22 protein-coding genes, 1 tRNA gene, 1 other RNA gene and 3 pseudogenes are annotated in these 20,714 nt (G+C 64.2%); 13 read left to right on the plus strand and 14 right to left on the minus strand.

The genetic code is table 11. The features are described from left to right. From Q368_RS0121835 to Q368_RS26520, 3 genes are all read left to right on the plus strand, one after another. Window positions 1-303, plus strand: a 303-nt coding sequence (locus tag Q368_RS0121835) for an ATP-binding protein (RefSeq protein WP_029461151.1), incomplete at its 5' end; no start/stop codon positions are given. A gap of 64 nt (window positions 304-367) precedes the next feature. Beyond that, window positions 368-652, plus strand: coding sequence for a transposase (locus Q368_RS0121840; RefSeq protein WP_029461152.1), 285 nt, complete (start codon window positions 368-370; stop codon window positions 650-652). Between the two features lie 137 nt (window positions 653-789). Further along, the gene (locus Q368_RS26520) at window positions 790-1,050 is read left to right on the plus strand and encodes an IS3 family transposase (RefSeq protein ID WP_162179673.1); all 261 of its coding nucleotides are present in this window, start codon (window positions 790-792) and stop codon (window positions 1,048-1,050) included. Window positions 1,051-1,365: 315 nt separating this feature from the next. Here Q368_RS26520 and Q368_RS0121850 read toward each other — a convergent pair whose 3' ends face one another. From Q368_RS0121850 to rimI, 7 genes and pseudogenes are all read right to left on the minus strand, one after another. Continuing rightward, window positions 1,366-2,187 (minus strand): DUF3150 domain-containing protein, encoded by an 822-nt coding sequence (locus tag Q368_RS0121850; protein ID WP_052360339.1) that lies wholly within the window; start codon window positions 2,185-2,187, stop codon window positions 1,366-1,368. A gap of 22 nt (window positions 2,188-2,209) precedes the next feature. Next, a pseudogene (locus Q368_RS0121855) lies at window positions 2,210-2,848 on the minus strand (CbbQ/NirQ/NorQ domain-containing protein); the annotation flags it as partial. A gap of 127 nt (window positions 2,849-2,975) precedes the next feature. Further along, window positions 2,976-3,061 (minus strand) — tRNA-Leu (locus Q368_RS0121860). A 9-nt stretch (window positions 3,062-3,070) separates the two neighbouring features. Then, on the minus strand, window positions 3,071-3,463 hold the full coding sequence (secG, locus tag Q368_RS0121865; protein ID WP_029461156.1) for a preprotein translocase subunit SecG: 393 nt from the start codon (window positions 3,461-3,463) through the stop codon (window positions 3,071-3,073). 42 nt (window positions 3,464-3,505) lie between these two features. Then, entirely contained in the window at window positions 3,506-4,264 is a 759-nt protein-coding gene (tpiA, locus tag Q368_RS0121870; RefSeq protein ID WP_029461157.1) for a triose-phosphate isomerase, read from the minus strand. After that, window positions 4,261-5,463 carry a phosphoglycerate kinase gene (locus Q368_RS0121875; RefSeq protein WP_029461158.1) on the minus strand — a complete coding sequence of 401 codons (1,203 nt, stop codon included), beginning with the start codon at window positions 5,461-5,463 and terminating at the stop codon, window positions 4,261-4,263. The genes tpiA and Q368_RS0121875 overlap by 4 nt, the downstream gene beginning before the upstream one ends. A 33-nt stretch (window positions 5,464-5,496) precedes the next feature. Further along, a complete protein-coding gene (rimI, locus tag Q368_RS0121880) occupies window positions 5,497-5,955 on the minus strand; it encodes a ribosomal protein S18-alanine N-acetyltransferase (RefSeq protein ID WP_029461159.1) in 459 nt (152 codons plus the stop codon). Between the two features lie 53 nt (window positions 5,956-6,008). Between rimI and Q368_RS0121885 the strand changes: the two genes are divergently transcribed. Then, the gene (locus tag Q368_RS0121885; protein WP_029461160.1) at window positions 6,009-6,545 is read left to right on the plus strand and encodes an NUDIX hydrolase; all 537 of its coding nucleotides are present in this window, start codon (window positions 6,009-6,011) and stop codon (window positions 6,543-6,545) included. Between the two features lie 126 nt (window positions 6,546-6,671). Here Q368_RS0121885 and Q368_RS0121890 read toward each other — a convergent pair whose 3' ends face one another. From Q368_RS0121890 to Q368_RS0121900, 3 genes are all read right to left on the minus strand, one after another. Next, the gene (locus Q368_RS0121890; protein WP_029461161.1) at window positions 6,672-7,457 is read right to left on the minus strand and encodes an inositol monophosphatase family protein; all 786 of its coding nucleotides are present in this window, start codon (window positions 7,455-7,457) and stop codon (window positions 6,672-6,674) included. Between the two features lie 322 nt (window positions 7,458-7,779). Further along, window positions 7,780-8,805 (minus strand): rod shape-determining protein, encoded by a 1,026-nt coding sequence (gene mreB / locus Q368_RS0121895; RefSeq protein WP_029461162.1) that lies wholly within the window; start codon window positions 8,803-8,805, stop codon window positions 7,780-7,782. Window positions 8,806-8,895: 90 nt separating this feature from the next. After that, entirely contained in the window at window positions 8,896-9,870 is a 975-nt protein-coding gene (locus Q368_RS0121900) for a GAF domain-containing protein (RefSeq protein ID WP_029461163.1), read from the minus strand. A 412-nt stretch (window positions 9,871-10,282) separates the two neighbouring features. Here Q368_RS0121900 and Q368_RS0121905 point away from each other — a divergent pair, with 412 nt between their 5' ends. The 5 genes from Q368_RS0121905 (at window position 10,283) to Q368_RS0121925 (ending at window position 15,166) form a co-directional block, all read left to right on the plus strand. Next, complete coding sequence (locus tag Q368_RS0121905) at window positions 10,283-12,040, plus strand: hypothetical protein (protein WP_029461164.1); 1,758 nt, start codon at window positions 10,283-10,285, stop codon at window positions 12,038-12,040. Between the two features lie 77 nt (window positions 12,041-12,117). Further along, window positions 12,118-13,206 carry a glycine cleavage system aminomethyltransferase GcvT gene (gcvT, locus tag Q368_RS0121910; protein ID WP_029461165.1) on the plus strand — a complete coding sequence of 363 codons (1,089 nt, stop codon included), beginning with the start codon at window positions 12,118-12,120 and terminating at the stop codon, window positions 13,204-13,206. 81 nt (window positions 13,207-13,287) lie between these two features. Then, on the plus strand, window positions 13,288-14,019 hold the full coding sequence (locus Q368_RS0121915) for a 16S rRNA (uracil(1498)-N(3))-methyltransferase (RefSeq protein ID WP_029461166.1): 732 nt from the start codon (window positions 13,288-13,290) through the stop codon (window positions 14,017-14,019). Window positions 14,020-14,165: 146 nt separating this feature from the next. After that, window positions 14,166-14,543, plus strand: coding sequence for a PilZ domain-containing protein (locus tag Q368_RS0121920; protein ID WP_029461167.1), 378 nt, complete (start codon window positions 14,166-14,168; stop codon window positions 14,541-14,543). Beyond that, on the plus strand, window positions 14,543-15,166 hold the full coding sequence (locus tag Q368_RS0121925; RefSeq protein WP_029461168.1) for a tetratricopeptide repeat protein: 624 nt from the start codon (window positions 14,543-14,545) through the stop codon (window positions 15,164-15,166). The genes Q368_RS0121920 and Q368_RS0121925 overlap by 1 nt, the downstream gene beginning before the upstream one ends. A gap of 75 nt (window positions 15,167-15,241) precedes the next feature. Here the strand turns inward: Q368_RS0121925 and Q368_RS0121930 are convergent, their stop codons facing one another. After that, window positions 15,242-15,526 (minus strand): YciI family protein, encoded by a 285-nt coding sequence (locus Q368_RS0121930; protein WP_029461169.1) that lies wholly within the window; start codon window positions 15,524-15,526, stop codon window positions 15,242-15,244. 160 nt (window positions 15,527-15,686) lie between these two features. Here Q368_RS0121930 and Q368_RS0121935 point away from each other — a divergent pair, with 160 nt between their 5' ends. Next, window positions 15,687-16,166, plus strand: coding sequence for a cyclic nucleotide-binding domain-containing protein (locus Q368_RS0121935; protein ID WP_029461170.1), 480 nt, complete (start codon window positions 15,687-15,689; stop codon window positions 16,164-16,166). Between the two features lie 95 nt (window positions 16,167-16,261). On the opposite strand, the gene Q368_RS0121940 is transcribed toward Q368_RS0121935, so the two are convergent. Beyond that, the gene (locus tag Q368_RS0121940; RefSeq protein ID WP_245611441.1) at window positions 16,262-18,274 is read right to left on the minus strand and encodes a methyl-accepting chemotaxis protein; all 2,013 of its coding nucleotides are present in this window, start codon (window positions 18,272-18,274) and stop codon (window positions 16,262-16,264) included. 475 nt (window positions 18,275-18,749) lie between these two features. Between Q368_RS0121940 and Q368_RS0121945 the strand changes: the two genes are divergently transcribed. Then, complete coding sequence (locus tag Q368_RS0121945; protein ID WP_029461172.1) at window positions 18,750-18,995, plus strand: hypothetical protein; 246 nt, start codon at window positions 18,750-18,752, stop codon at window positions 18,993-18,995. Window positions 18,996-19,048: 53 nt separating this feature from the next. Continuing rightward, window positions 19,049-19,405, plus strand: a transfer-messenger RNA (tmRNA) gene (gene ssrA, locus Q368_RS25170). Window positions 19,406-19,650: 245 nt separating this feature from the next. Here the strand turns inward: ssrA and Q368_RS25175 are convergent. Together Q368_RS25175 and Q368_RS0121950 are read right to left on the minus strand one after the other, a co-directional pair. Continuing rightward, window positions 19,651-19,815 (minus strand): annotated as a pseudogene (locus tag Q368_RS25175) (transposase); the annotation flags it as partial. Window positions 19,816-19,949: 134 nt separating this feature from the next. Further along, the gene (locus Q368_RS0121950) at window positions 19,950-20,216 is read right to left on the minus strand and encodes a hypothetical protein (protein WP_029461173.1); all 267 of its coding nucleotides are present in this window, start codon (window positions 20,214-20,216) and stop codon (window positions 19,950-19,952) included. A 267-nt stretch (window positions 20,217-20,483) separates the two neighbouring features. Between Q368_RS0121950 and Q368_RS26115 the strand changes: the two are divergent. Then, window positions 20,484-20,714 (plus strand): annotated as a pseudogene (locus tag Q368_RS26115) (IS21 family transposase); the annotation flags it as partial.

Consider the following 20,714-nt stretch of genomic DNA (forward strand, 5'->3'; position numbering starts at 1 on the left):
ATCATGGGAAGGACAGGGCCGATCACTGTGGATCAGGCGCTTTTGGAGCTGCTCCAGGCCGAAGCGGCCCAGCGGCAGTTACGCGCGATCCGCTATCAGCTTGGCCAGGCTCGATTTCCTGTTTCCAAGGACCTGGATACCTTTGATTTTGCCACTTCTCCAGTCGATGAGGCGCACATCCGGTCCCTGTACGAAGGAAGTTTTCTGGCCGAACGCAAGAACATCGTCTTTGTCGGCGGCACGGGCACCGGCAAGACGCATCTCGCCATCGCCATAGCCGGCCGGGCCGTACGAAAAGGCTGAGCTGGTCGCGGAAAATTGGACAGTCAGTTAAGCTATAGCCCTCAAACGAGGAGGACGGTTTTCGATGTCCCAGCGACGAAAGTTTTCAGCGGAGTTTAAGGCCAAAGTGGCGCTCGAGGCCCTGTCAGGCGAGTTGACCTTGGCCGAGTTGGCCAGCAAGTACGACGTACATCCGACACAGATCGCCGGCTGGAAGCGTCAGGCCAAGGAAGGCATGGTTGCGGCCTTTTCCGGGAAGGCGGCGACGGTGCAGAAGGATGCCGCCGCCGAAATCCGGGAACTCCACGCCAAGATCGGCCAATTGACCGTGGAAAAGGATTTTTTAGAGCGAGCCTTCGCCAAACGATGAGTCGCGGGCGAAGGCGTGGGATAGTCGACTGCGGTCATCCCCGGCTCAGTATTTCCCGACAGTGCCGCATCCTCGGGCTGGCCAGATCAACTTGGTATCATCGCCCGAAGGGCGAGTCGGCCACGAACCTGGACTTGATGCGGCGTATCGATGAGCAGTTTCTGGAGACGCCGTTTTATGGATCGCGCCAGATGCGGCTGCATTTGCGGCATCAGGGCATCGTGGTCGGACGAGGACGTGTGCGGCGGTTAATGCGCAGGATGGGGCTGATGGCGATCTACCAGAAGCCCAAGACCAGTCAGCCGCATCCAGGGCACAAGATCTATCCGTATCTGCTGCGCAGTCTTGCGATCAAACGGTCGGATCTACAACGAGCAGCGACCGCATTCGGCTTTTGACGGTCGTCGCCCCATGGACGTATACCGGGATGGTCACTCGGCCTCCAAGGCGGCATGAGCACCAACCGGACTATAGCTTAACCGCGCCGCAAAACTGTCCAACCAATCCGGACCAGCTCAGGCCCAACGGGTTTTTCGGAAAAAGGCCTTTCCTGCCCGACCTTCAAGATACGGCCATCCAGATGGTGTTAACCGCGCCGCCAACCTCTCCAACCGACTCCAGTACTTCTGGCCCCAGGTCTCCTCGAACTCGGTCAGTACAATAAGGCCGGCATCCTCTGTCGGAGTGACCTGCCTGGCGTCTGGCGGGTGCGCCTACCATTTTCTTGCGGCGACTTCCTTCATGACCTCGATCTCGAGGGGCTCGACCAGGAGCCGTTTGAGTCGGGTGCGCGGCAGACGCGACAGCGCCATCTCGAGGATTTCCGCGACCGGAGCGACATGGGGCTCGACAAAGGTCAGGCCCATGAGCTTTTGGTACATGGTGCGCAGCGGTGAAAGCGCCTTGTGGGTGACCTCCGTGCGGCCAGCGTACACCTTGCGCCAGGTCTCATCGGCAGACTTGGCGATCTCGGTGAAAAGCGCTGCGCCAAGCTGCTCCACCTCCTCGTACAAGCCAGAGGCGGCCATCGTCGCGGCATCGGGATTCCCCAGCAGCGGCGCAACCTTGTAGAACTGCCAGGCAAAGCCCAGTCGGGCGCGCACATAGTCGCTGCCGACGGTCGCGTTGGCCAAGATGTTGGCCCAATCGGCATGCTTGGCGATCCAATCCCGAACCAGGCCGTCGTATTCGGCCAAAAACACTTCCTTGCAGGCGAAAAACTCGTTGCGGATCACGGTCAGTTCCTGGACGATTTCCGTCGCCTTGTCCTCAGGGACGGCCCAGCCGCCGAGAAAACGGATGCCGTGCCGGTCCAGAAGCGCAAAGGCCCGCGCCTTGAGCGTGCCGAAGATGCGCAGACTCTCCGGCGGCGCGATGCGCTTGCTGCCAAGGGAGGCCAGATCTTCCGGCGGCAAGTCCACAGAACCGAAGTCTTCGAGATTCAGCTTCCTGCGGGCCGACCACAAGGTGACATTGAGGTTGACGGCCAGGATGTTGTCCAACACGCGGATATCAGAAAGAATGGGCGTATCCATATTCCCCTCCAAAGGGTCAAGGTTATGCCGTCAACGGTAACATCCGCTGGGCCAGTTCGTGGAGTAGGGCCTGAGTCTCCCGTGTGGCCCGGTAGGCTAGGGCTCGGTCCAGGGCATAGGTCACCGGTTGGATGCCCTGGCGGGCAAGGGGCTGAAAACGCAGGGTCAGGGCGGTCCAGCGCAGCAGCGTGCGGGTCGAAAAGGTCACTTCGATCGTCTTGGCGATTTCGCCCGAGGCTTGCCCGACGAAGAGCTTGCGCACCTCCTGGGCATATTCCACCATGCGGGATCGCACCGACTCGGGCAGCTGCGCCGCCCGGCGCTCCAAAAGCGCAAGCTCGGCCGTGGCCTCGGGATACCCCACTTCGCACAACCAGAAGCGGTCCATGAAAGCCAGATTTTGCTGCAGCGTTCCCTGGTAGAGCCCGGTTTCGTCAAAGGAGCCGTTGGTATTGGCCGTGGCCGCGAACCGGAACATGGGATGCGGCACCACGAGTTCTCCGCTGTTTTCCGCCAGGCAAAGCGGCTGGCCATCCAGGATGCCGTTGCAACCGGCGGCCACGTCCGGGCTGACCAAATCGATCTCATTAAGTAGAAAGAGACCGCCGTAGCGCATGGCCAGGGTCAAGGGACCATATGGCCCACGCCGGCGTCCGGCATGTTTGACCCAGCAGTTTGACCCTTTTTGCTACTTCGGCCAAATTACTGGGTTTTTTGAAGCCTTGCCGCAACCCTGAAGACAAAAAAAATAAGGGGTTACAGCTTGTTAGCTGTAACCCCTTTATAGATGGTGCCGAAGGGGGGACTCGAACCCCCACGGGCATGGCCCACCACCCCCTCAAGATGGCGTGTCTACCAGTTCCACCACTTCGGCAAATATCGTCTATTTCGCGGGAGCATCTCCCGGCGCCTTGGGCGCAACCGGCGGAATGTCCTCGAAGGTCACGCCCTTCTTGGGTTCCGCATCCTTGGCCGCGTCAGTCGCCACACCGGCCGGCGGCGCGATGGGCGCGCCACTCGCGTCGATCATCACCGACTTGGCCGAGCGTTTGTGCGAGCCCGTGTACACATTGTACGCGAGCGACGTGATGAGAAAGATCGCCCCGAAAAGCGCCGTCAGCTTGACCAGCAACCCGCCGGCACCCGTGCTGCCGAACACAGACTGGCTGCCGCCGCCGAAGATGACTCCCATCCCTTCCTTGCCCGACTGGAGCAAAACCAGGATGATCACTGCGACGCAGGCGAGTACATGTACAGTAATTATGAGCGTTGTCAACTGAATTTTCCCGTTATTTTCACGGACATGGCCGCGAGTTCATCAGGCCGTCACAATGGCCGAGAAGCTTTCAGCCTCAAGGCTCGCGCCACCTACCAGCACTCCATCCACATTGTCAATCCCCAAAAGCTCCCCGGCGTTGCCTAGCTTCACGCTGCCGCCGTAGAGAATGCGCACGGCCGCGCCCGTTTGCGGCCCAAAACGCTCGATCAGATGCTCCCGCACGACCTTGTGCGCATCCGCCACCTCCGCCGGCCCGGCCGTCAAACCCGTGCCGATGGCCCACACCGGCTCGTAGGCCACGGCCAGCTTGTCCGGGGACACGTCGGCGGGCACCTCGGCCAATCCGGCCGCAAGCTGGCGCGCAAGCACCGCTTCCACCTGCCCGGCCTGGCGCTCTTCGATCTTTTCACCCACGCACAGGATCATGGCCAAGCCCGCGGCCAGGCCGAAGCCCACCTTGCGCCCGACCATGGCGTCGTCCTCGCCGAGAATGTGCCGGCGCTCGGAATGCCCGGCAAGCGCGTAGGCGCAACCGGCGTCAAGGAGCATGTCCGGCGCGATCTCGCCTGTGAACGCCCCCTGTTTCGAAGGATAGAAGTTCTGCGCTCCGAGCGCAAACCCCGCCGCGCCGGCCAGGGCCTGCCCCGTCGTGCCAAGGGCCGTGAAGGGCGGGATGACGAGCACTTCGCGGTCCGCGGGCAGTTTGCCGTCGAGCCTTGCGCGAAGCGCCGCCGCCGTCTCCCCGGCCTCGCCGGCGAGCTTGTACATTTTCCAGTTGGCGGCCATCAATTTCTTCATGACTGACACTCCTTGAGCGCCGCGAACGCCGGCAATTCCTTGCCTTCGAGAAACTCCAGGGACGCGCCGCCGCCCGTGGAGATAAACGCCATCTTGTCGGCCAGCCCCGCCTGGTGCACCACCACGTCGGTGTCGCCGCCGCCGACGATGCTAAGCCCCCGTACCCCGGCCACGATGTGCCCCACGGTGAACGAGCCCTGGGCGAAGGCCGGATTCTCGAACGCTCCCATGGGACCGTTCCAGACCACGGTCTTGGCCGGCTCGATGGCCAGGGCGTAGAGCCCGGCGGTCACGGGGCCGATGTCGAGGATCACGGCGTCGTCGGGAACGGCCTGGAAAGGCACCTGGCCGGCGGGCCGCATCTCGGCGATGGGTTTGCCCGCGTCCAGGGAGATGACGCAGTCCACGGGCAGGTAGAAGCCCACGCCGCGCTCCTTGGCTTCCTTGAGGATGCCGCGCGCGGCCTCATAGAGGTCGGGCTCGACCAGGGACTTGCCCACCTTGTAGCCCTGGGCGGCCAGGAACGTGTTGGCCATGGCCCCGCCGATGACCATGGCATCGACCTTGGACAAGAGGTTGTTGAGCACGCCGAGCTTGGAGGAAACCTTCGCCCCGCCGGAGACGGCCACGAAGGGGCGCGTGGGCGACTGCACGGCCTCGCCGAGAAACTTCCATTCCTTCATGAGCAGGAAGCCGGCGCAACACTTCTTCGCCACCTTGGCGAAGGCCACCATGGAGGCGTGGGGCCGGTGGGCCGTGCCAAAGGCGTCGTTGACGTAGACTTCGGCCATGGACATGACTTCCTTGGCGAAGTCCGTGTCACCGGCGGTCTCCCCGGGGTGGAAGCGCAGGTTCTCGAGCATGAGGATCTCGCCGGGCGTAAGCGCCGCGGCCATGGCCTTGGTCGCCTCGCCCAGGCAGTCCGGGGCCATCTTGACCTCACGACCGAGCAGCTCCGAAAGCCGCTTGGCAGCCGGGGCCAGGGAAAACTTGGGATCGGGCTCGCCTTTGGCCTTGCCCAGGTGCGAACACAGGATCAGCGAACAGCCCTGGGACAAGGCGTACTCGATGGTCGGCAGGCTCGCCCGGATGCGCAGGTCGTCGGTGATGACACCACCTTGCAACGGCACGTTGTAATCCACCCGGATCAGGAGCTTCTTGCCTTTGACATCCACTTCGTCGATTCGGATAAGAGCCATGGGATCTCCTTGGGTGTTGCGTCCTTGGGAGGCTTACGAAGATTCGCGGACCATGACCAGGGCGTCTTCCCCATTGTCGGGGTAATAATGTCTGCGCACGCCGGCTTCGCGGAACCCGTGGCGCTGGTAGAGCCGCCTGGCCGGGATATTGCCCGCGCGAACTTCCAAGTACCCCCGGGTCATGCCCATTTTATCCACCAGTTGCAAGACTTGGCCGAAAAGCGCGCCGGCCAGCCCCCGACCGCGCAACTCCGGGGCGACGGCGACGTTCAGCACCTCGAACTCGTCGCCCAGGAAATGGAATGTCGCGTAGGCGGCGAGCCCCCCTGCTCCGTCGGCGACGCCAAACGCGGCAAAGGCCTTGCGCCCGAAGGCGGCCTCGAACGCGGCCGTGTCCCACGGGTCGGGAAAGCAGCGCGCTTCCAGGGCGGCCAGGGCCGGAGCGCTTTCCGGCAAAAGGCGCGCGGGTTCAGGCGCGGACGGGATTTTCATGGCACAGGGCCTGTGGCATACGGGTTGCGGCCCAAAGGCCGGGAGAAGTCGTCATGGCGAAAAAACGCGTGGCCGGTCCGCCGCCGGAAATGGTGGACATCGTGGACGCGGCCGACAAGCCGCTTTGCATCCTGCCCCTTGCCGAAGCCCACCGCCAGGGGCTCTACCACCGCGCGGTCATGGTGCTCGTCTACGACGGCCGGGGCAAGCTCTACCTGCAAAAACGGGCCGCCAAAAAAAGCCTCTATCCCGGCCGCTTTGACCTCTCGGCCACGGGCCACGTCAAGGCCGGGGAAGCCCGCCAGGACGCCGCCGCCCGGGAACTGCTCGAGGAACTGGGCCTGCGCGCCCCGGCGCTGACGTTCGTCGACGCCATCGACGCCAGCGAGGACACGACCTACGAGTTCGTCACGCTCTACTCGGCCGGCCGCCTGTCCACGCCACCGCGCCCCAATCCCGAGGAGGTTTCCGGAGGCATCTTCGTGGACGCCGCGGAACTGGCCGCCCTGGTCCGGGACTACCGCGACCTGCTCACCCCCGCCGTGGTGCGCTTCTTCGAACGCAAAAGCCTGTTCACGCGCGCGGGGTAAGTCGCGGGGGGGGGGCGGGAGGACGGGGAGACGCCTCCGGCGGCCAAAGGGCTACCGCCCTCTGGACTCCCATAAAATTTGCGACATCTTGTTCTCGCAACCCATGCCCATTTCGGAAGGACAGCCTCACTCCGCCAGAAGTTTCTCCATGGCCCCGTGCAGCCGGCCGTTGCTGGCCAGAATGCGGAAATCCCCCAGCGTGTATGGCGCGTTCGGCCGGTAGCCCGTCACCCTGCCCCCGGCCTCGGCGACGAGCAGCACGCCCGCGGCCACGTCCCAGGGGTTGAGCGCCAATTCGTAGAAGGCGTCGAAACGCCCCGCCGCGACATAGGCCAGGTCCAGGGCGGCCGACCCCGGCCGGCGGATGCCCTGCGTCGCGGCGAGCACGGCGCGAAGCGAGGTCGTGATCTCGTCGAGGTGCTCGCGGATGGCGTAAGGAAAGCCCGTGGCCACCAGGGCGTCCACGGGGTCGGCAACGGTCGAAACCTTGATGGGCGCGCCGTTTAAGCGTGCGCCGAGCCCCTGCCCGGCCTCGAAGCACTGGCCGAGAATGGGGGCGTTGACGATGCCGACCAGGGGTTCCTGGCCGTCGTAGAGCGCCACGGAGGTGCAGACGAAGGGGAAGCCGTGGGCGAAATTGGTGGTGCCGTCCACGGGATCGATGATCCAGGTCGGGCCGGTGAGCTTCGTGGCCGCGGCCGTTTCCTCGGCCAGAAACGCGGCACCGGGCAGCACCTTGGCCAGGGATTCCTTGAGCATGGCCTCGACGGCGAGGTCCGTGGCCGTGACGAGGTCGATGCGGCCCTTGCGGCGCACGTCGCGCGGAGCGGCGAAATCGGCGCGGATGCGCTCCCCGGCCTCCCGCACGGCAGCCAGCGCCCCGGCCAGCGCGGCGGCAATGTCAATAGACATAGTCAGTTCCTACGTGAGACGATCAGGCAGGGAGGATGCCTCCGGCGGCCAAAGGGCTACCGCCCTCTGGACTCCCTTATAAGGGATTCCAGAATGATCTGATTTCATCTCATCTCATTAATTTTGCTCAGAACTTCGCCCCGAAGGGGCGACGGGCCTGCGAGGCCGGAATTCGGCCTCGCCGACGCACTCCCGCTAACGCCCATGCATCCACCCGTTCCCGCCCTCCCCCATCGAGGAGGTCCAGGAGGGGGTGACCCCCTCCTGGCCGCCGGAGGCATCTTCCTCTTGCTCCCCCTCTCCCTCTATCCCCTTCCCATCCTTAATTGATGAAAACGTCGCGGAAGCGCAGGCGGTCTTCCATGGCCCGGCCGGTGCCGCGCACGACCGTGGTCAGAGGGGCGTCGTCGAGGAGCACCGACAGGTTGGAGTCCTGGCTGATGCGGGCGTCGAGGCCTTTGAGCAGCGCGCCGCCGCCGGCCAGGAGCAGGCCGTTTTTGGCGATGTCGGCCACGAGTTCGGGCGGCGTTTTTTCCAGGGCCTTCATGACCGCGCCGACGATGATGTTCACCGGTTCGCGGATGGCTTCGCGCACGTGCGTGTCGGTGATGGTGACGGTGGTCGGCGTGCCGTCGATGAGCGACTTGCCGGCCACTTCGAGGGACAAGGGCTCGGGCAGGGGCATGGCCGAGCCGATCTTGATCTTGATTTCCTCGGCCATGTTTTCGCCGATGAGGATCTGGAATTCGTCCTGGACGAAGCGCTGGATGGTCTCGTTGAGTTCGTCGCCGGCCACGCGCACGGATTCGGCGTAGGCGATGGCCGACAGCGAGACCACGGCCACTTCGGTGGTGCCGCCGCCGATGTCCACGACCATGTTGCCCGAGGGCTTGTCGATGGGCAGGCCCGCGCCGATGGCGGCGGCCATGGGCTCCTCCACGAGCTTGACGTCGCGCGCGCCGGCCATCTGCGCCGATTCGACCACGGCGCGTTTTTCCACCTGCGTGATGCCCGTGGGCACGCAGATGACGATCTTCGGCTTGGCGAAGCGGAAGCCGGCCAGCACCTTGCGGATGAAAAAGGCGATCATCGCCCGCGTCACCTCGAAGTCGGCGATGACGCCGTCCTTCATGGGGCGGATGGCCCGGATGCGTTCGGGCGTGCGGCCGAGGAATTCCTTGGCTTCCGTGCCCACGGCGATGAGTTCGCCGCTGCGGGTGTCGATGGCGACCACGGAGGGCTCGTTGAGCACGATGCCGTCGGTCGGGGTATAGAGGAGGGTATTGGCCGTGCCCAGGTCCATGGCCAGGTCTTTCCCGAGGAACCGAAAGAATTTGCTGAAAAACATGCCCACGCTCGCATTGAAGTTCGGGATGCCGGGGAACGATGGCCCCACGTCGCCACGAGGCGGTATGGTAGATGGCGCGGGCTGAAAAGTCTATGCCGAAGACGTGGCGAGACGGGTGCGCAGATGCAGGTTCTCCAGGAAAAGGGCGAGGTTTTCCGCGACCATGGACGCGAAAACCTTGAGCTCCTCGCTGACGGGCAAGGGTCTGGGATCGGCCAGGGTCAGCACGCCCCTGGTTTTTTTGGAAAAGCGGATGGGCAGGCAGAGCACGCTCTTGCATTCGGCGGCCGGCATGTCCAGGCCGAAAAGCGGCAGCCCCGTGGTCCCGGCGTCGTCCTTTTCCCCGGAATAGACCGGTGTCTGGTTCTTGAACACCCAGCCCACCAGCCCCTGGCCCACGGCGAAACGCATGGCGGCGTCGCGGCCGCCGTGGAACGGGTCCTCGCTGGCCCCCTCCAGGTAGTACGAGCGGCCCGATTCGTCGCGCACGGCCAGCAGGCAGTAGCGGTAGCCCGTGGTCGCGGCGAGCAGTTCGAGCAGGCTCGTGCGGAAGGCCTCCCACTTGGGCCGGCTCTTGTGCAGCGTGGCGATCAGGCGCAGGCACTGGTAGAAGCGGTGTTCGTAAAGGCTCGTTTCCACCTCGCGGGCGCGGGCCAGGTGCGTGCCGGCCATGGCCGCGAACTGGGAAAGGATCTTGAGGTCCTTTTCGCCGAAGGTGTAGGTCTTGCGGCTGTCCAGGCACAGCGCGCCACCGGTGTGGGGCACGGGATGGCCCATGAAAGCGCGGATACGCGCCTCCTCGCCGCCCCGGTAGTAGCCGAGCACGCCCCGGCGCTGGTCGAAATTGCTGATGAGAAGCGGCTTGGATTCGCGGATGATCCAGCCCACGAGCCCCATGCCCGGGGCGATGGCCACCTCGCGGTCCAGGGCGTCGCCCAGGCTGAAGGAGGCCGCGGCGCGGCAGACGTCGCCATCCGCGCCGGGCAAAAAGAGCACGGCGGAATAGGCGTCGAAGACGTTGCCGACGATGGCCAGGAGCTGGTCGTAAAACGATGGCTCGGTCATGGCAGGACGCGGGGGGACTTCGCGGAGACTTCACGGGCCGCGCGCCTGCGCCCCTTTGCCGCGGATTGCGGCGCGACCGCCGTGCGTCGCGCGATACGGATGCGCGCCATTGCCCCTCCCTTTGGCCGGGTCCCTGCGTCCCGGCGGTTGCGTGTCGGACAATATACGGGCCCGCACCCTTCGCGTCAAACGAGGGAGGCGAGGCGGGCGAAACGGGCGGGCACGGGACCGCCGGGAAAACGGATGCCGGGCAACGGGCGTCCGGGGACACGCGCGGCCAAGCCTGTCGGCCCTTTCCCCGGCCTGCTTCCAAGGGCCTTTATAAAGTTTACGGTTTAGGGTATGTGATGCTTTTCCCGGCAGCGGCCCAAAACCCCGCCCGGCGGACAACCTCAGCATCGCGGTAAGCACCATGGCTTTCGACTGGACCAAAGCCTTCAGCCAGGTTGAAGAAGCGCCCTTCCTCTTCGGCGGAAACCGCCAGAAGGAAGGCGCGATCCTGCGTGTCCAGTCGCTGCCGGAGCTCAAGCGCTTCCTCGACTGGGTCCACATCAGGCAGTGCCTGCTCAAGCCCTATGCCGAACACGCCAACTACCCGGTGGTGGACTTCCGCGAACTGCTGCCCTCCTTCGAGGCCGACGCCTTCGAATACAAGGAACTGCCCGGCTTCTCCATGGTCGCCCTGGGCCGGCCCCTGCGTTATTTCCAGGAAATCTTCCAGTACGACATCCTGCACTGCCTGCTCGACTACACCGACGAAACCTACCGGGACCAGTGCCCCCTGGAGACCTCCATCTTCGGGCAGAACACCCGCGCCTTCTGCGCCCGCCTGCCGAAGACCGCCCAGGACCGCTTCCGCAAGGAATTCGCCGAAATCGACGTGACGAGCCTGGAAAACTACGCCGCGCTCCTGCCCACCATCCTCGACATGGACCGGGCCCACGTCATGTCCCTGGACACCCAGAACGACTTCTACCTGTCCGGGGTCTACTGCTCGTTCCCGTCCTACCTGGACACGGAACTCAAGCGCTTCGGGCTCAACATCAAGAAATTCGTGGTGGGCGACGACCGGCGCTACGAGCGGCACCGCAGCTTCGTCTACCAGTTCCTCATGGAACTGTACGGGTTCCCCATCGTGTCCGAGCGCCGGACCTCCTCGGCGCTTTTCGCCCGGCGGCTTTTCCGCATGGGTGAAAAGTTCCTCGTGCGCGTGCTCGGCCAGACCGACCGCGCCATCACCACGCTCTATTCCCATCCCGAGGCCCGGTACTATCCGCGCGTGGAAAAAATCGCCCTGGTCGCCGTGGACAAGACGCAGACCGAGGCCATCCGCGCCCTGGACGAGGCAGGCTACTTTGTCGATCCCGACCGCCGCGTGGTCATCACCCGCGTGGTCTACCGCCAGCACAAATACGACCCCAACAACGTCCGCCAGGACCGCGCCCTGTCCGTGGCCAGCCAGGAAGTCATCCACCCGCTCACCGGCCAGACCTACTACCGGCTCAACCTGGTCAAGGACACCTACAGCCTCTTCCTGCGCCTAAACGACATCGTGCGCGGCGAATACAACGGCCGCATCGTCTACAAGCGCAACGAGATCGTGGAAAACACCGACACCCACGAAAAAAAGCTCAAGTTCCTCTACGCCTGGCTCTCCAAGCACCAGCGCCGCATCATCGGCTATTCCGACGACTTCTATTCCAACGTCGTCAAGGTTCTCGACAACTATCTCTTGAGCGCTGACAACTACGACGATTTCAACACCTTGCGCGAACTGCACCAGGAAGTCTGGAGCAAGTACAATTACATCCAGCAGGCGCGCAAGGTGAAGATGCTCGAAGATCTCCAGGATCGCAACTACAAGGGCGAGAACCTGACCTACCTGCGCATGCTCTCGCTTTTCAGCGAAATATTGAATGACCTCAAGTTCGAGATCGTCAACTACTTCGACACCCTCGTTGAACGCGTCCTGTCGCTCGGCGACATGATTCTCAACGACCGCTATCTGCTGCGCAATTACATCCGCAGAAAGGATACGGAACTTTCGCCCTACGGCCAGTCGGTCAAGAAGACCTACGGCCGCCTCGTGGCCCTGCTCGACGAATTCCGTTCCATCCGCAAGGCCAAGAAGGACAAGGGCATCGTCGTCCCCATGGTGGCGCAAGTCTGACGCCGGCCATGGCGGCCCTACGGCGCATCGTTCACGCGCGCCCGGCGCGCCCACCCCGAACCAAGGCGGAGCAACCCGTGGAAAACCTCGTCAAGACCCCTCTTTCCGACTGGAACAGAAGCCACGGCGCCAAGATGGTCCCGTTTGCCGGCTTCGACATGCCCGTCCAGTACGCCTCCATCCTGGCCGAGCACGAGCAGACCCGCACCAAGGCCGCCGTCTTCGACATCTGCCACATGGGGGAATTCTACCTCTCCGGCCCGGGCGCGGCCGCGGCGCTCGGCACGGCCGTCACCCACGACCTCGACACCCTGGCCCCGGGCAAATGCCGCTACGGCTTCCTGCTTTCCTCCGACGGCGGCGTGGTGGACGACCTCATCATCTACTGCCTGGCGCAGGACGAATACATGCTCGTGGTCAACGGCGCGCGCATCGCCGTGGATTTCGAAACCATCCGCTCCCGCCTGCCCCAGAGCCTCAACTTCGTCGACGCCTCGCCCGAGACGGCCAAGATCGACCTGCAAGGGCCGCTTGCGTTCGACATCCTGGCCGCGCGCGTGCCCGGCGATTTCTCGGGGCTCAAGTACTTCAATTTCGCCTTCACCGACTTTGCCGGCGGAAAGCTCATGGTCAGCCGCACAGGCTACACCGGCGAGCTCGGCTACGAGCTGTTTCTGCCCGCGACCAAGGCCGTGGAGCTGTGGGAGGCGCTCGTGGCCGACCCGCGCGTGGCCCCGGCTGGACTCGGCGCGCGCGACACGCTGCGCCTGGAAATGGGCTATCCGCTCTACGGCCAGGACCTCGACGAGGCGCACACCCCGGCCGAGGCCGGCTACGGCTGGCTGCTCACCTCCCCGGCGGCCTACGTCGGCAAGGAAGGGGCCGGGGTCGTGCGGCAAAAGCTCGTCGCCCTGGAGATCCCCGGCCGGCGCAGCGCCCGCCACAGCGACGTCGTGTGCGACAGGAACGGCGCGCAGGTGGGCGTGGTGACCAGCGCCTCCTTCTGCCCGAGCCTCGGGCATGCCGCGGCCCTGGCCTACGTGGACGCCGCCGCGGCCGAGGCCAAGGAATTCCGCATCCGCGCCGCGCGCACCGAGCTTGCGGCGACGCGCCGCGCCCTGCCCTTCTACAAGGCCGGCACGGCGCGTAAAAGTGTCGGAGTCTAGAGAGTGAAGGCAAGAGAGAAGATGCCTCCGGCGGCCGGGGGGGATCACCCCCCCCGGACCCCCTGAATATCCGGTTCGGGTATGGGGCATCTCGACGCTTTTTTCCTGCCGCCGGAAGAGTTTCAAGAACCCTTCGTTCTGACCGGCGGCGAGGCGCACCACTGCGCGCGCGTGCTACGCAAGGCCGCGGGCGAACAGGTGCGCGTTTTCGACGGAACGGGGCGCGAGGGCGTTTTCGTCATTGACGCCGTGGGCAAGGACCGCGTGGCCCTTTCGCCCGTCTCCCTGGCCGCCGTCCCGCCGCCGCCAAGCGCCGTGCACCTCGCCGCCGGGTTTTCCCGCTCGGCGCGGCGCGATTTCTTCCTGGAAAAAGCCGTGGAGCTCGGAGCCTCGGGCATCCTCTTCTGGCAGGCCGCGCGTTCGCAGGGGCGCATGCCGGATGCGCCCAAGGACGCCTGGACGGCCGGGCTCGTCGCGGCCGCCAAGCAGTGCGGCGCGGCACGCCTGCCGGGCCTCGGGGTCGCCCCGGGCGGCGCGGCCGGGCTCGTCGCGGCCTGCCGTGACCGCTTCACCCGGCGCTACCTCCTCTGGGAAGACGCTTCCTGCCGCAGGCGGCTCGGCGTGGACGACGTCGCCGCGCCGGGCGAGGCCCTGTTCGTGCTTGGTCCCGAGGGGGGACTCACCGACGCGGAAGCGACGCTTTTCATCGACGCCGGCTATGCGCCGGTCACCCTCGGCAGCCGCATCCTGCGCTGGGAAACAGCCGCACTGGCCGTGCTGGCCCTGGGGCTCGCCGCAACAACCGACGCCTGACGGCGGGACGCGACAAGGGCGGCATTGCCCCCGCGTCGCAGGGGCTTTATTAACCCGGACGAACCCGTTATACGGAAAGGGTTGCGCGAGACGCCTTCGCGCGAAAAACCGCCGGCACGCCGTTTCGCCCGGCGAGCGAGGAACCCATGGGAGAGGAGAAACGCCGGCGCAGCCGCGTCTGCGCCCATTTCGACGCCTACGTCTACGTGGACGGCGAGAAGATTCCGGTCAACACGGAAAACATCAGCATGAAGGGAGCGCTTTTCGCCCACGAGCCGCGCCTTGCCGCAGGCCGGGACTGCACCGTGGTCTTTACGCTGAGCAAGGACGTCAAGGTCCGGCTCAAGGGCTCGGTCGTGCGCTCGGAAAGCGACGGCACCGCCATCGATTTCGAAAGCATGGACGAAACCGCCTTCTTCCACCTGCGCAACATGGTGCGCTATTCCGCCGCGGATGCCGACAAGATCGACAAGGAATTGCAGGTGCCGGCCTTCGAGCCCGCGCGCGAGGAAAAGGACGACTGATGCGCCGTTTCCGCCTCTCCCGTCTGCTTGCCGCCGCTTGCGCCGTCACCGCGCTGGCCGTGGCGCACGCCGCCCCGGCGGGCGGCATCGACCAGGCCAAGGCCGGGCTCGACGCCCTTGCCGCCGGCGACGAGGCCAAGGCCGTGACGCTGCTCACCGACGCCATCGATTCCAACGAGCTGCCCGAGGAAAAAGCCCCGCTCTTCTACGCCGCCCGGGGCCAGGCCCGCGCCGCCCAAGGCGACTATCCGGCCGCCGTGGAGGATTTCAGCGCCGCCCTGGCAAAACAGCCCCGCGACGCCGCCGCGGCCTACAACCTGGGCAACGCCCATTACGCCATGCGCCAGTACGATCAGGCCATCGACGATTATTCGCGGGCCCTGGACATCGACGTGACCAACGCCAAGGCCCTCAACAACCGCGGCGCGGCCTGGTTCAAGAAGGGCAACCTGCAAAGCGCGATGGCCAATTTCACCCTGGCCCTCGCCGTGGACGCCGAAGACCCGGACATCTTCCTCAACCGGGGCAAGGTCTACGAAGCCATGGGCGAGCCGGAAAAAGCACGCGAGGATTTCCTGCAGGTCAAACGGCTCGACCCTTCCGCCAAGACCCCGCTGGACTGACGCCCGCTCCGGCCCGGACTGCCGGTTGCACGGCGAAGCCCGCCGGGCAGCCGGCAGTCGCGACCGCGCGCGCCGCTACAGCAGTCCCGCCAGCTGGGGCGCGGCCATGCTCGGCACGAATTCCACCACGTCGTAGCGGGCCGCGCCGCAGCTGGCGAAGGGGTCGCCGGCCAGGACGTCGAGAAGCGCTTCGCGGCTTGGCGCACGTGCCAGGATGACGCCGCCCGTGCGCGGCTCCCGGCGGCCGGAGAGCAGGAACGTGCCTGCGGCGTAGTGTTCTTCCAGAAAGCGCACATGCGCCGCAAGCAGCGCGTCCACCACGTCGAGTCCCTTCACGTACGTCAGCAGCACCACGAACATGCAATCCCTCGCTTTTTGGCCGGCGGCATACGCCAAGGGGCCATGCGGGTCAACGCGCCGCGCTTTCCCGGCCGCGGCGACTTTCCAAGCGCCCCGTCCTTGGGTAAAGTTTGCGGGAAGGCTCGCGGCCTTCGCCCACCGCCCGCCCAAAGGAGACGTCATGGAAAACGAGCCGACCGAAGCGCAACGCGCCGCCGTGGCGGCGCTTCTCGAAGGCCTGGCGCTCGGCGCGGCCTTTTCCCCCGAGGAACGCCTTTTCCTGGCCGGGTACCTGCGCGAATACGCCTTTCCGGCAGGCACGGTCGTCATCCAGGAAGGCCGGCGCGCGACGTCCCTGGCCTTTATCGCCGCAGGCGTCGCAAGCATCCAGAAGGAGAACACGGACGCGCCGGAACGCCACATCATCGAACTGTCCCGCGACGCGGTCATCGGCGAGATCGCCTTTTTCGACAACGAACCGCGTTCGGCCACGGTGGTGGCCAAGACCGACGTGCGGCTCCTGGTCATGACGCGCGAGGATTTCGACGCCCTGGCCGAAGCCGCGCCGCAGCTCGCCATACGCATCCTGTTTTCCATCGGCCGGGTCCTGAGCCTGCGCCTGCGTCAGGTCACGGGCCGGTTCGTCGGGCTGCTCGCCTGACCACACCTTTCCGAAAAGTTCACGACGCACAAACGCAAAGGGCCGCGACGCATGTGTCGCGGCCCTGTCTTTTCATTGCGGCAAGGCGACAGGCGTCAGGCGGTAATGGCCTGTTGTCCGGAAACGCCCTCAGACTTGAGCCCCGCGACCACGCTCTCCAGGCCCCTGGCCTGCCCTCCGAGCGCGCCCACGGCCCTGGCCGAAGCGGCCATGGCCTGCAGGGTGTCCGTGGCGATGCGGTTGATCTCCTCCATGGAACGGCGCATCTGTTCGGTGGTTGCGGCCTGTTCCTCGGCCGCCGTGGCCATGGACCGGATCTGATCGGAGGTCCGGGCGACGATGCCCACGATCTCGTGCAACATCTCACCGGAATTGTTCGCCTTTTGCGTACCAAGTTCGATGGCTCTGGTCGTCTCGTCGGTCTTGTCGATGTTCTTGCGCGCGCTTTGCTGCATGGCCGTGATGAAGCCGGCCACGTCCTTGGTTGCGGTCATGGTCTTTTCCGCGAGCTTTCTGACCTCGTCGGCGACCACTGCGAAGCCACGCCCGGCCTCACCGGCGCGGGCGGCCTCGATGGCGGCATTAAGCGCAAGCAGGTTGGTCTGGTCGGCGATATCGGCGATCACGCCCATGATCTTGCCGATGCCTTCGGCCTGGCCGCCCAGTTCGCCCATGTCGCGCCGCAGTTCGCCGGCCAAGCGGTTGACGTCCCGGATGGCCTCGACCACGGCCGTGACCATGTTCGCGCCGGTTTCGGCCTTGTCGCGGGCGGTCTTGGCCAGGGTGTCGGCATCGGCGGCGTTGCGGGCCACGTCGGTCACGGCTTCGCTCATGGCGTCCATGGCGGCGGCCGTCTCGCCGATGCGGTCCTTCTGCTGCGTGGCCCCTTCCTCGACGGAAGCCACGCGGTGGTTGAGGTCCTCGATTTCCCCGGCCAGACTGTCAGCGATGGCGTTGGCTTCGCGCGCGGTCTCGCGCATGCGTTCGGTCTGTTCGAGCATCAGCGCTTCGCGGCGGCGCAGTTCGCTGAAGTCGGAATAGACGCACAGCGCGCCCATGAGCTTGCCGTTGATGGCGTTGTAGAGCGGTGTGGCGTCGATGAGGACGTTTCTGCTGCTGCCCTTGCGGGAAATGAGCTCCACTTCCTTGCTGATGGCCCGGCCCTCGGCCATGGCCACGCCGAGAACGGTCCCGCGGCCGCCGTCGCCGTAAAAAAACTGGGCCACATTCTGCCCGTAATGGTCCTCGGGCCGACCCGTCTGCTCGAGCAGGGCCATGAGTTTTTCATTGGTCAGGCGCAGCACTTCCTTTTCGTCGACCACGACGAAGGGCGTGGCCATGCCCCGGACAATGCCCTGGTAATAGCCCAGGGAGTCTTCAAGGTAATGAACCATGGACGCCAGCGAATGGGCGATCCGGGAAAATTCCCTGGGCAGTCCCGAGGCGGGCTTGGTGGAGAAGTCTCCCTGGCCAATGGTGTCGGCGTAGGTGACGATGGCTGCCGCGCCCCGGGTCACGCCGCGGATGAGCATACCGATCAGCGCGACGAGCAGCACGACGGAAATGACGGCCATGATGAGGAAGATACGGAAGACCGTGGCTTCGCCGGCCTCGATGGCGGCCAGGTTGGTCTTGGAGATCTCCTGCTGTTTGGCGACGCAGGCCAGGGAGGTTTTCTTTATCTCGCGCCACAGTGGCGTCTCTTCGCCGTTGAGCATGGCGACGGCTTTTTGCATGTCGCCGGCGGCGGCCAGCTGCATGATCCGCAACTTAAGCTCATGGCTGGCGTTCCATTTGGGCTCGATCTCCTGAAGCAAGCGGGCGATGTCGCCCTGGGCCAGTTTTTTTGCCGCGTCGAGGGCGTCGCGGAATTCCCTGTCGGCCTTGGCGTAGTTGTCTCGCGCCTTCTGGTCGGAAGGATTGAGCAGGACGTTGCGCGCGGCCTGTTCCGTCTGTAGCCCTTGCGCATAGATGTCCTGCAGATGAAACAAAAGCGGGCCGTCCACTGTGGCAATGGTGTCGAGGTGCCCGACCATCCGCGTTTGCTGCACATACAACAGCACAAGTGTCAGGGCGGCCCCGAGTACGCTGGCAACACCGAGAGTCATCAACAACCATCTGATACTGAATCGGCTCATGGGACACCCCGCAGCGAAGAGAAGGCCCCTGAAGTGTTGCAATTCCTTGCGACTCCAAGGGTTTTGTGAAAATGTCGTGACGAATTGAACAATTTTATTGCATTCAAATGCCCATTGCAAGAATAAAATCACGCTTTAGCATGCTTCTGTTTGGGAATTGAATCACAACAGCCTCTTCTCACTCCTTGCATCCGTCCTCTTGTATTGTGACAAATAGAACAATCAAGACGCACACTCCAACAGCCCGTCGTCCAGGCTCTTTGCGTGCCTATTGACCCGGCAAAGCCAACGCGGGGCCGGACAAGGCGGGGCGAAAAAACGCTTTTCGTTGGGCGGGGCAAAAGGTATGCATAAGGAACGCCGAAGTCGCGGCGCGTGACGCCGCCAGAGAGACCACGGGCCGAAACGCCTTCCGGCCGGCCCTCGACTGCAAGGAGAACCGACCATGCGCCGTACAGTGTTGTTGCTTGCGCTGCTTGTGTCCCTGGCCGCCGGCTGCACCAAGCCGCCCTATGCGAGTCCGGGGAAGGACTTGGCGGTGCTGGAAGAGGATTATACCGACTGCTTCACCAAGGCGTCGCTTACGGTCAACACGCCGCCTTTCCCGGACAGCCCGCTTGCCCAGGCGGACAAGGACACCGACGCCTGCATGAAGGAACGGGGCTACACGCAGCATCTGCGCCTGAATTAGCGGGCGGCGCACCCTTGCCTTTAGCGAGAAATGCGTTATCTTGAAGTTTCGACGGGGGCGCCCTGGTTTCGACGGGGATAGCAAAGCCCTGGTTGCAGGCCGAGGTGCCGCGAGGCCTCGTAAAACACGCGGCAACTGGTTAACTGCCAACGATTACGATTACGCCCTGGCTGCTTAATGACGGCCAGCGTCCCCTTGGCTGACGCCTGATACGCCAAACCGGGACGCCACCCTTATCAGGCTGGTGCAACCCCTCGTCCGGCGGGGCGCGCACGAGACACTAGTCGGACTGGCCGGAGGCGGCCCGGCCGGAAGGCCTGCCCGAGGTGAGATTGTTTTTCGGTCTAAGCCTGTAGACGCTAGGAGTGGCGCATTCTCGGACGGGGGTTCGATTCCCCCCGCCTCCACCAAAACACTTTTCCATCAAGTCCCACAAGGTTCCAACAGCCTTGTGGGACTTGGCTTTTTAAGGGTTCTGCGTATCATCTAGTTCCGTCCAGTTCCTTGACAGCCCAAACACGTTGGGGGCAAAAATGGGGCAAAATTCAGCCTGACGCGCTTTCCGAGGTGGATTTTGCCCCAGCTCACAGAACTGAGAATCACATCGATCAAACCTTCCGGGAAAATAGAGGTTCTTCGACGTTTGAAATGGAATTTACTTTGGGATGAGGTCTCCGCTCGGAGCGGCAACCGGGTAGATCATGGTGATGAAGTTGGCCACGTTCCGGTAGCCCCTGGCTCTGGCCCTGGCCGCCTGGAGGAGGCCGTTTAGGCCTTCGAGGCGGGCGTTGGTGTGCCAGGAGCGCCACCTGGCCAGGATGGGATGTGCTGGGGCGCTATGGCAGATTCGAAAAATGGGATCGCCAAACTGGTGAGTTTCGTGCCGCCGATCCGCCCAAGGATGTCGCTGACGCCATCCACCCTTCAAGGACCTGCTCGAAGACACCAAGCAGTTTATCGTAACTGGCCCACAAATCCCTCTTCGCCCTTGTCCAGGAGCTGCGCCAGCGTGATTGAGGGGAAGTACTCCATTTCGATCGCGTACCACTCGCGTTCCGGTGGAACGCGCCCCATCCAGTAGATATCGACGACGCACGGGTGCGAGGGCTGACCGACGAGCGGCGAACCTTCAGCCAACTCTTCGTTTCGCTTGCTCTGGGCTTTGGGAATCTTAACCGCGACAATCGCGCCGTCTGAAAGTCGCTGGGCCGCCAGACCCATCCATAAGAGCCATCGCCCAGGCACTCGACGATTTCGTAACGCTCCCCTAGTCGCCTATCAGCTCTTGGGATGAAAAATTTGGTCGTCATGATTCGCCTCGCCGAATGATGTTCTCCAGCCGAAGTAGGCCGTCCTGACCTGTGCGGACTGTTGATCAGCATGGAATATTGACCCCTCTTTGGATGAAATCAGCGTCCAAAATTGACCCCCTCGGCAGCCCCCTTAGATGTCTTCGATCATCGGAGACGGGAGGGGCAGCGAGAGGAGATGCTGATAGTGGAAACGATCAGGAAGGTCCGGCTGGCCGCGATGCGGCAAGAAAAGCCGATCAAGCAGATTGCCAGAGAACTGCGCCTTTCCAAAAACACGGTACGGAAAATCCTGCGGGGCGACCTGACAGAACTGCATTACGAACGTCGTGTGCAGCCACGCCCTATGCTTGGAGCATTTATTGCGTCCCTGGAACGTCGGCTGGAGGAAGATAAAGGTCTGCCCAAA

This window comes from Solidesulfovibrio alcoholivorans DSM 5433 (assembly GCF_000702665.1).
GTDB lineage: Bacteria > Desulfobacterota > Desulfovibrionia > Desulfovibrionales > Desulfovibrionaceae > Solidesulfovibrio > Solidesulfovibrio alcoholivorans.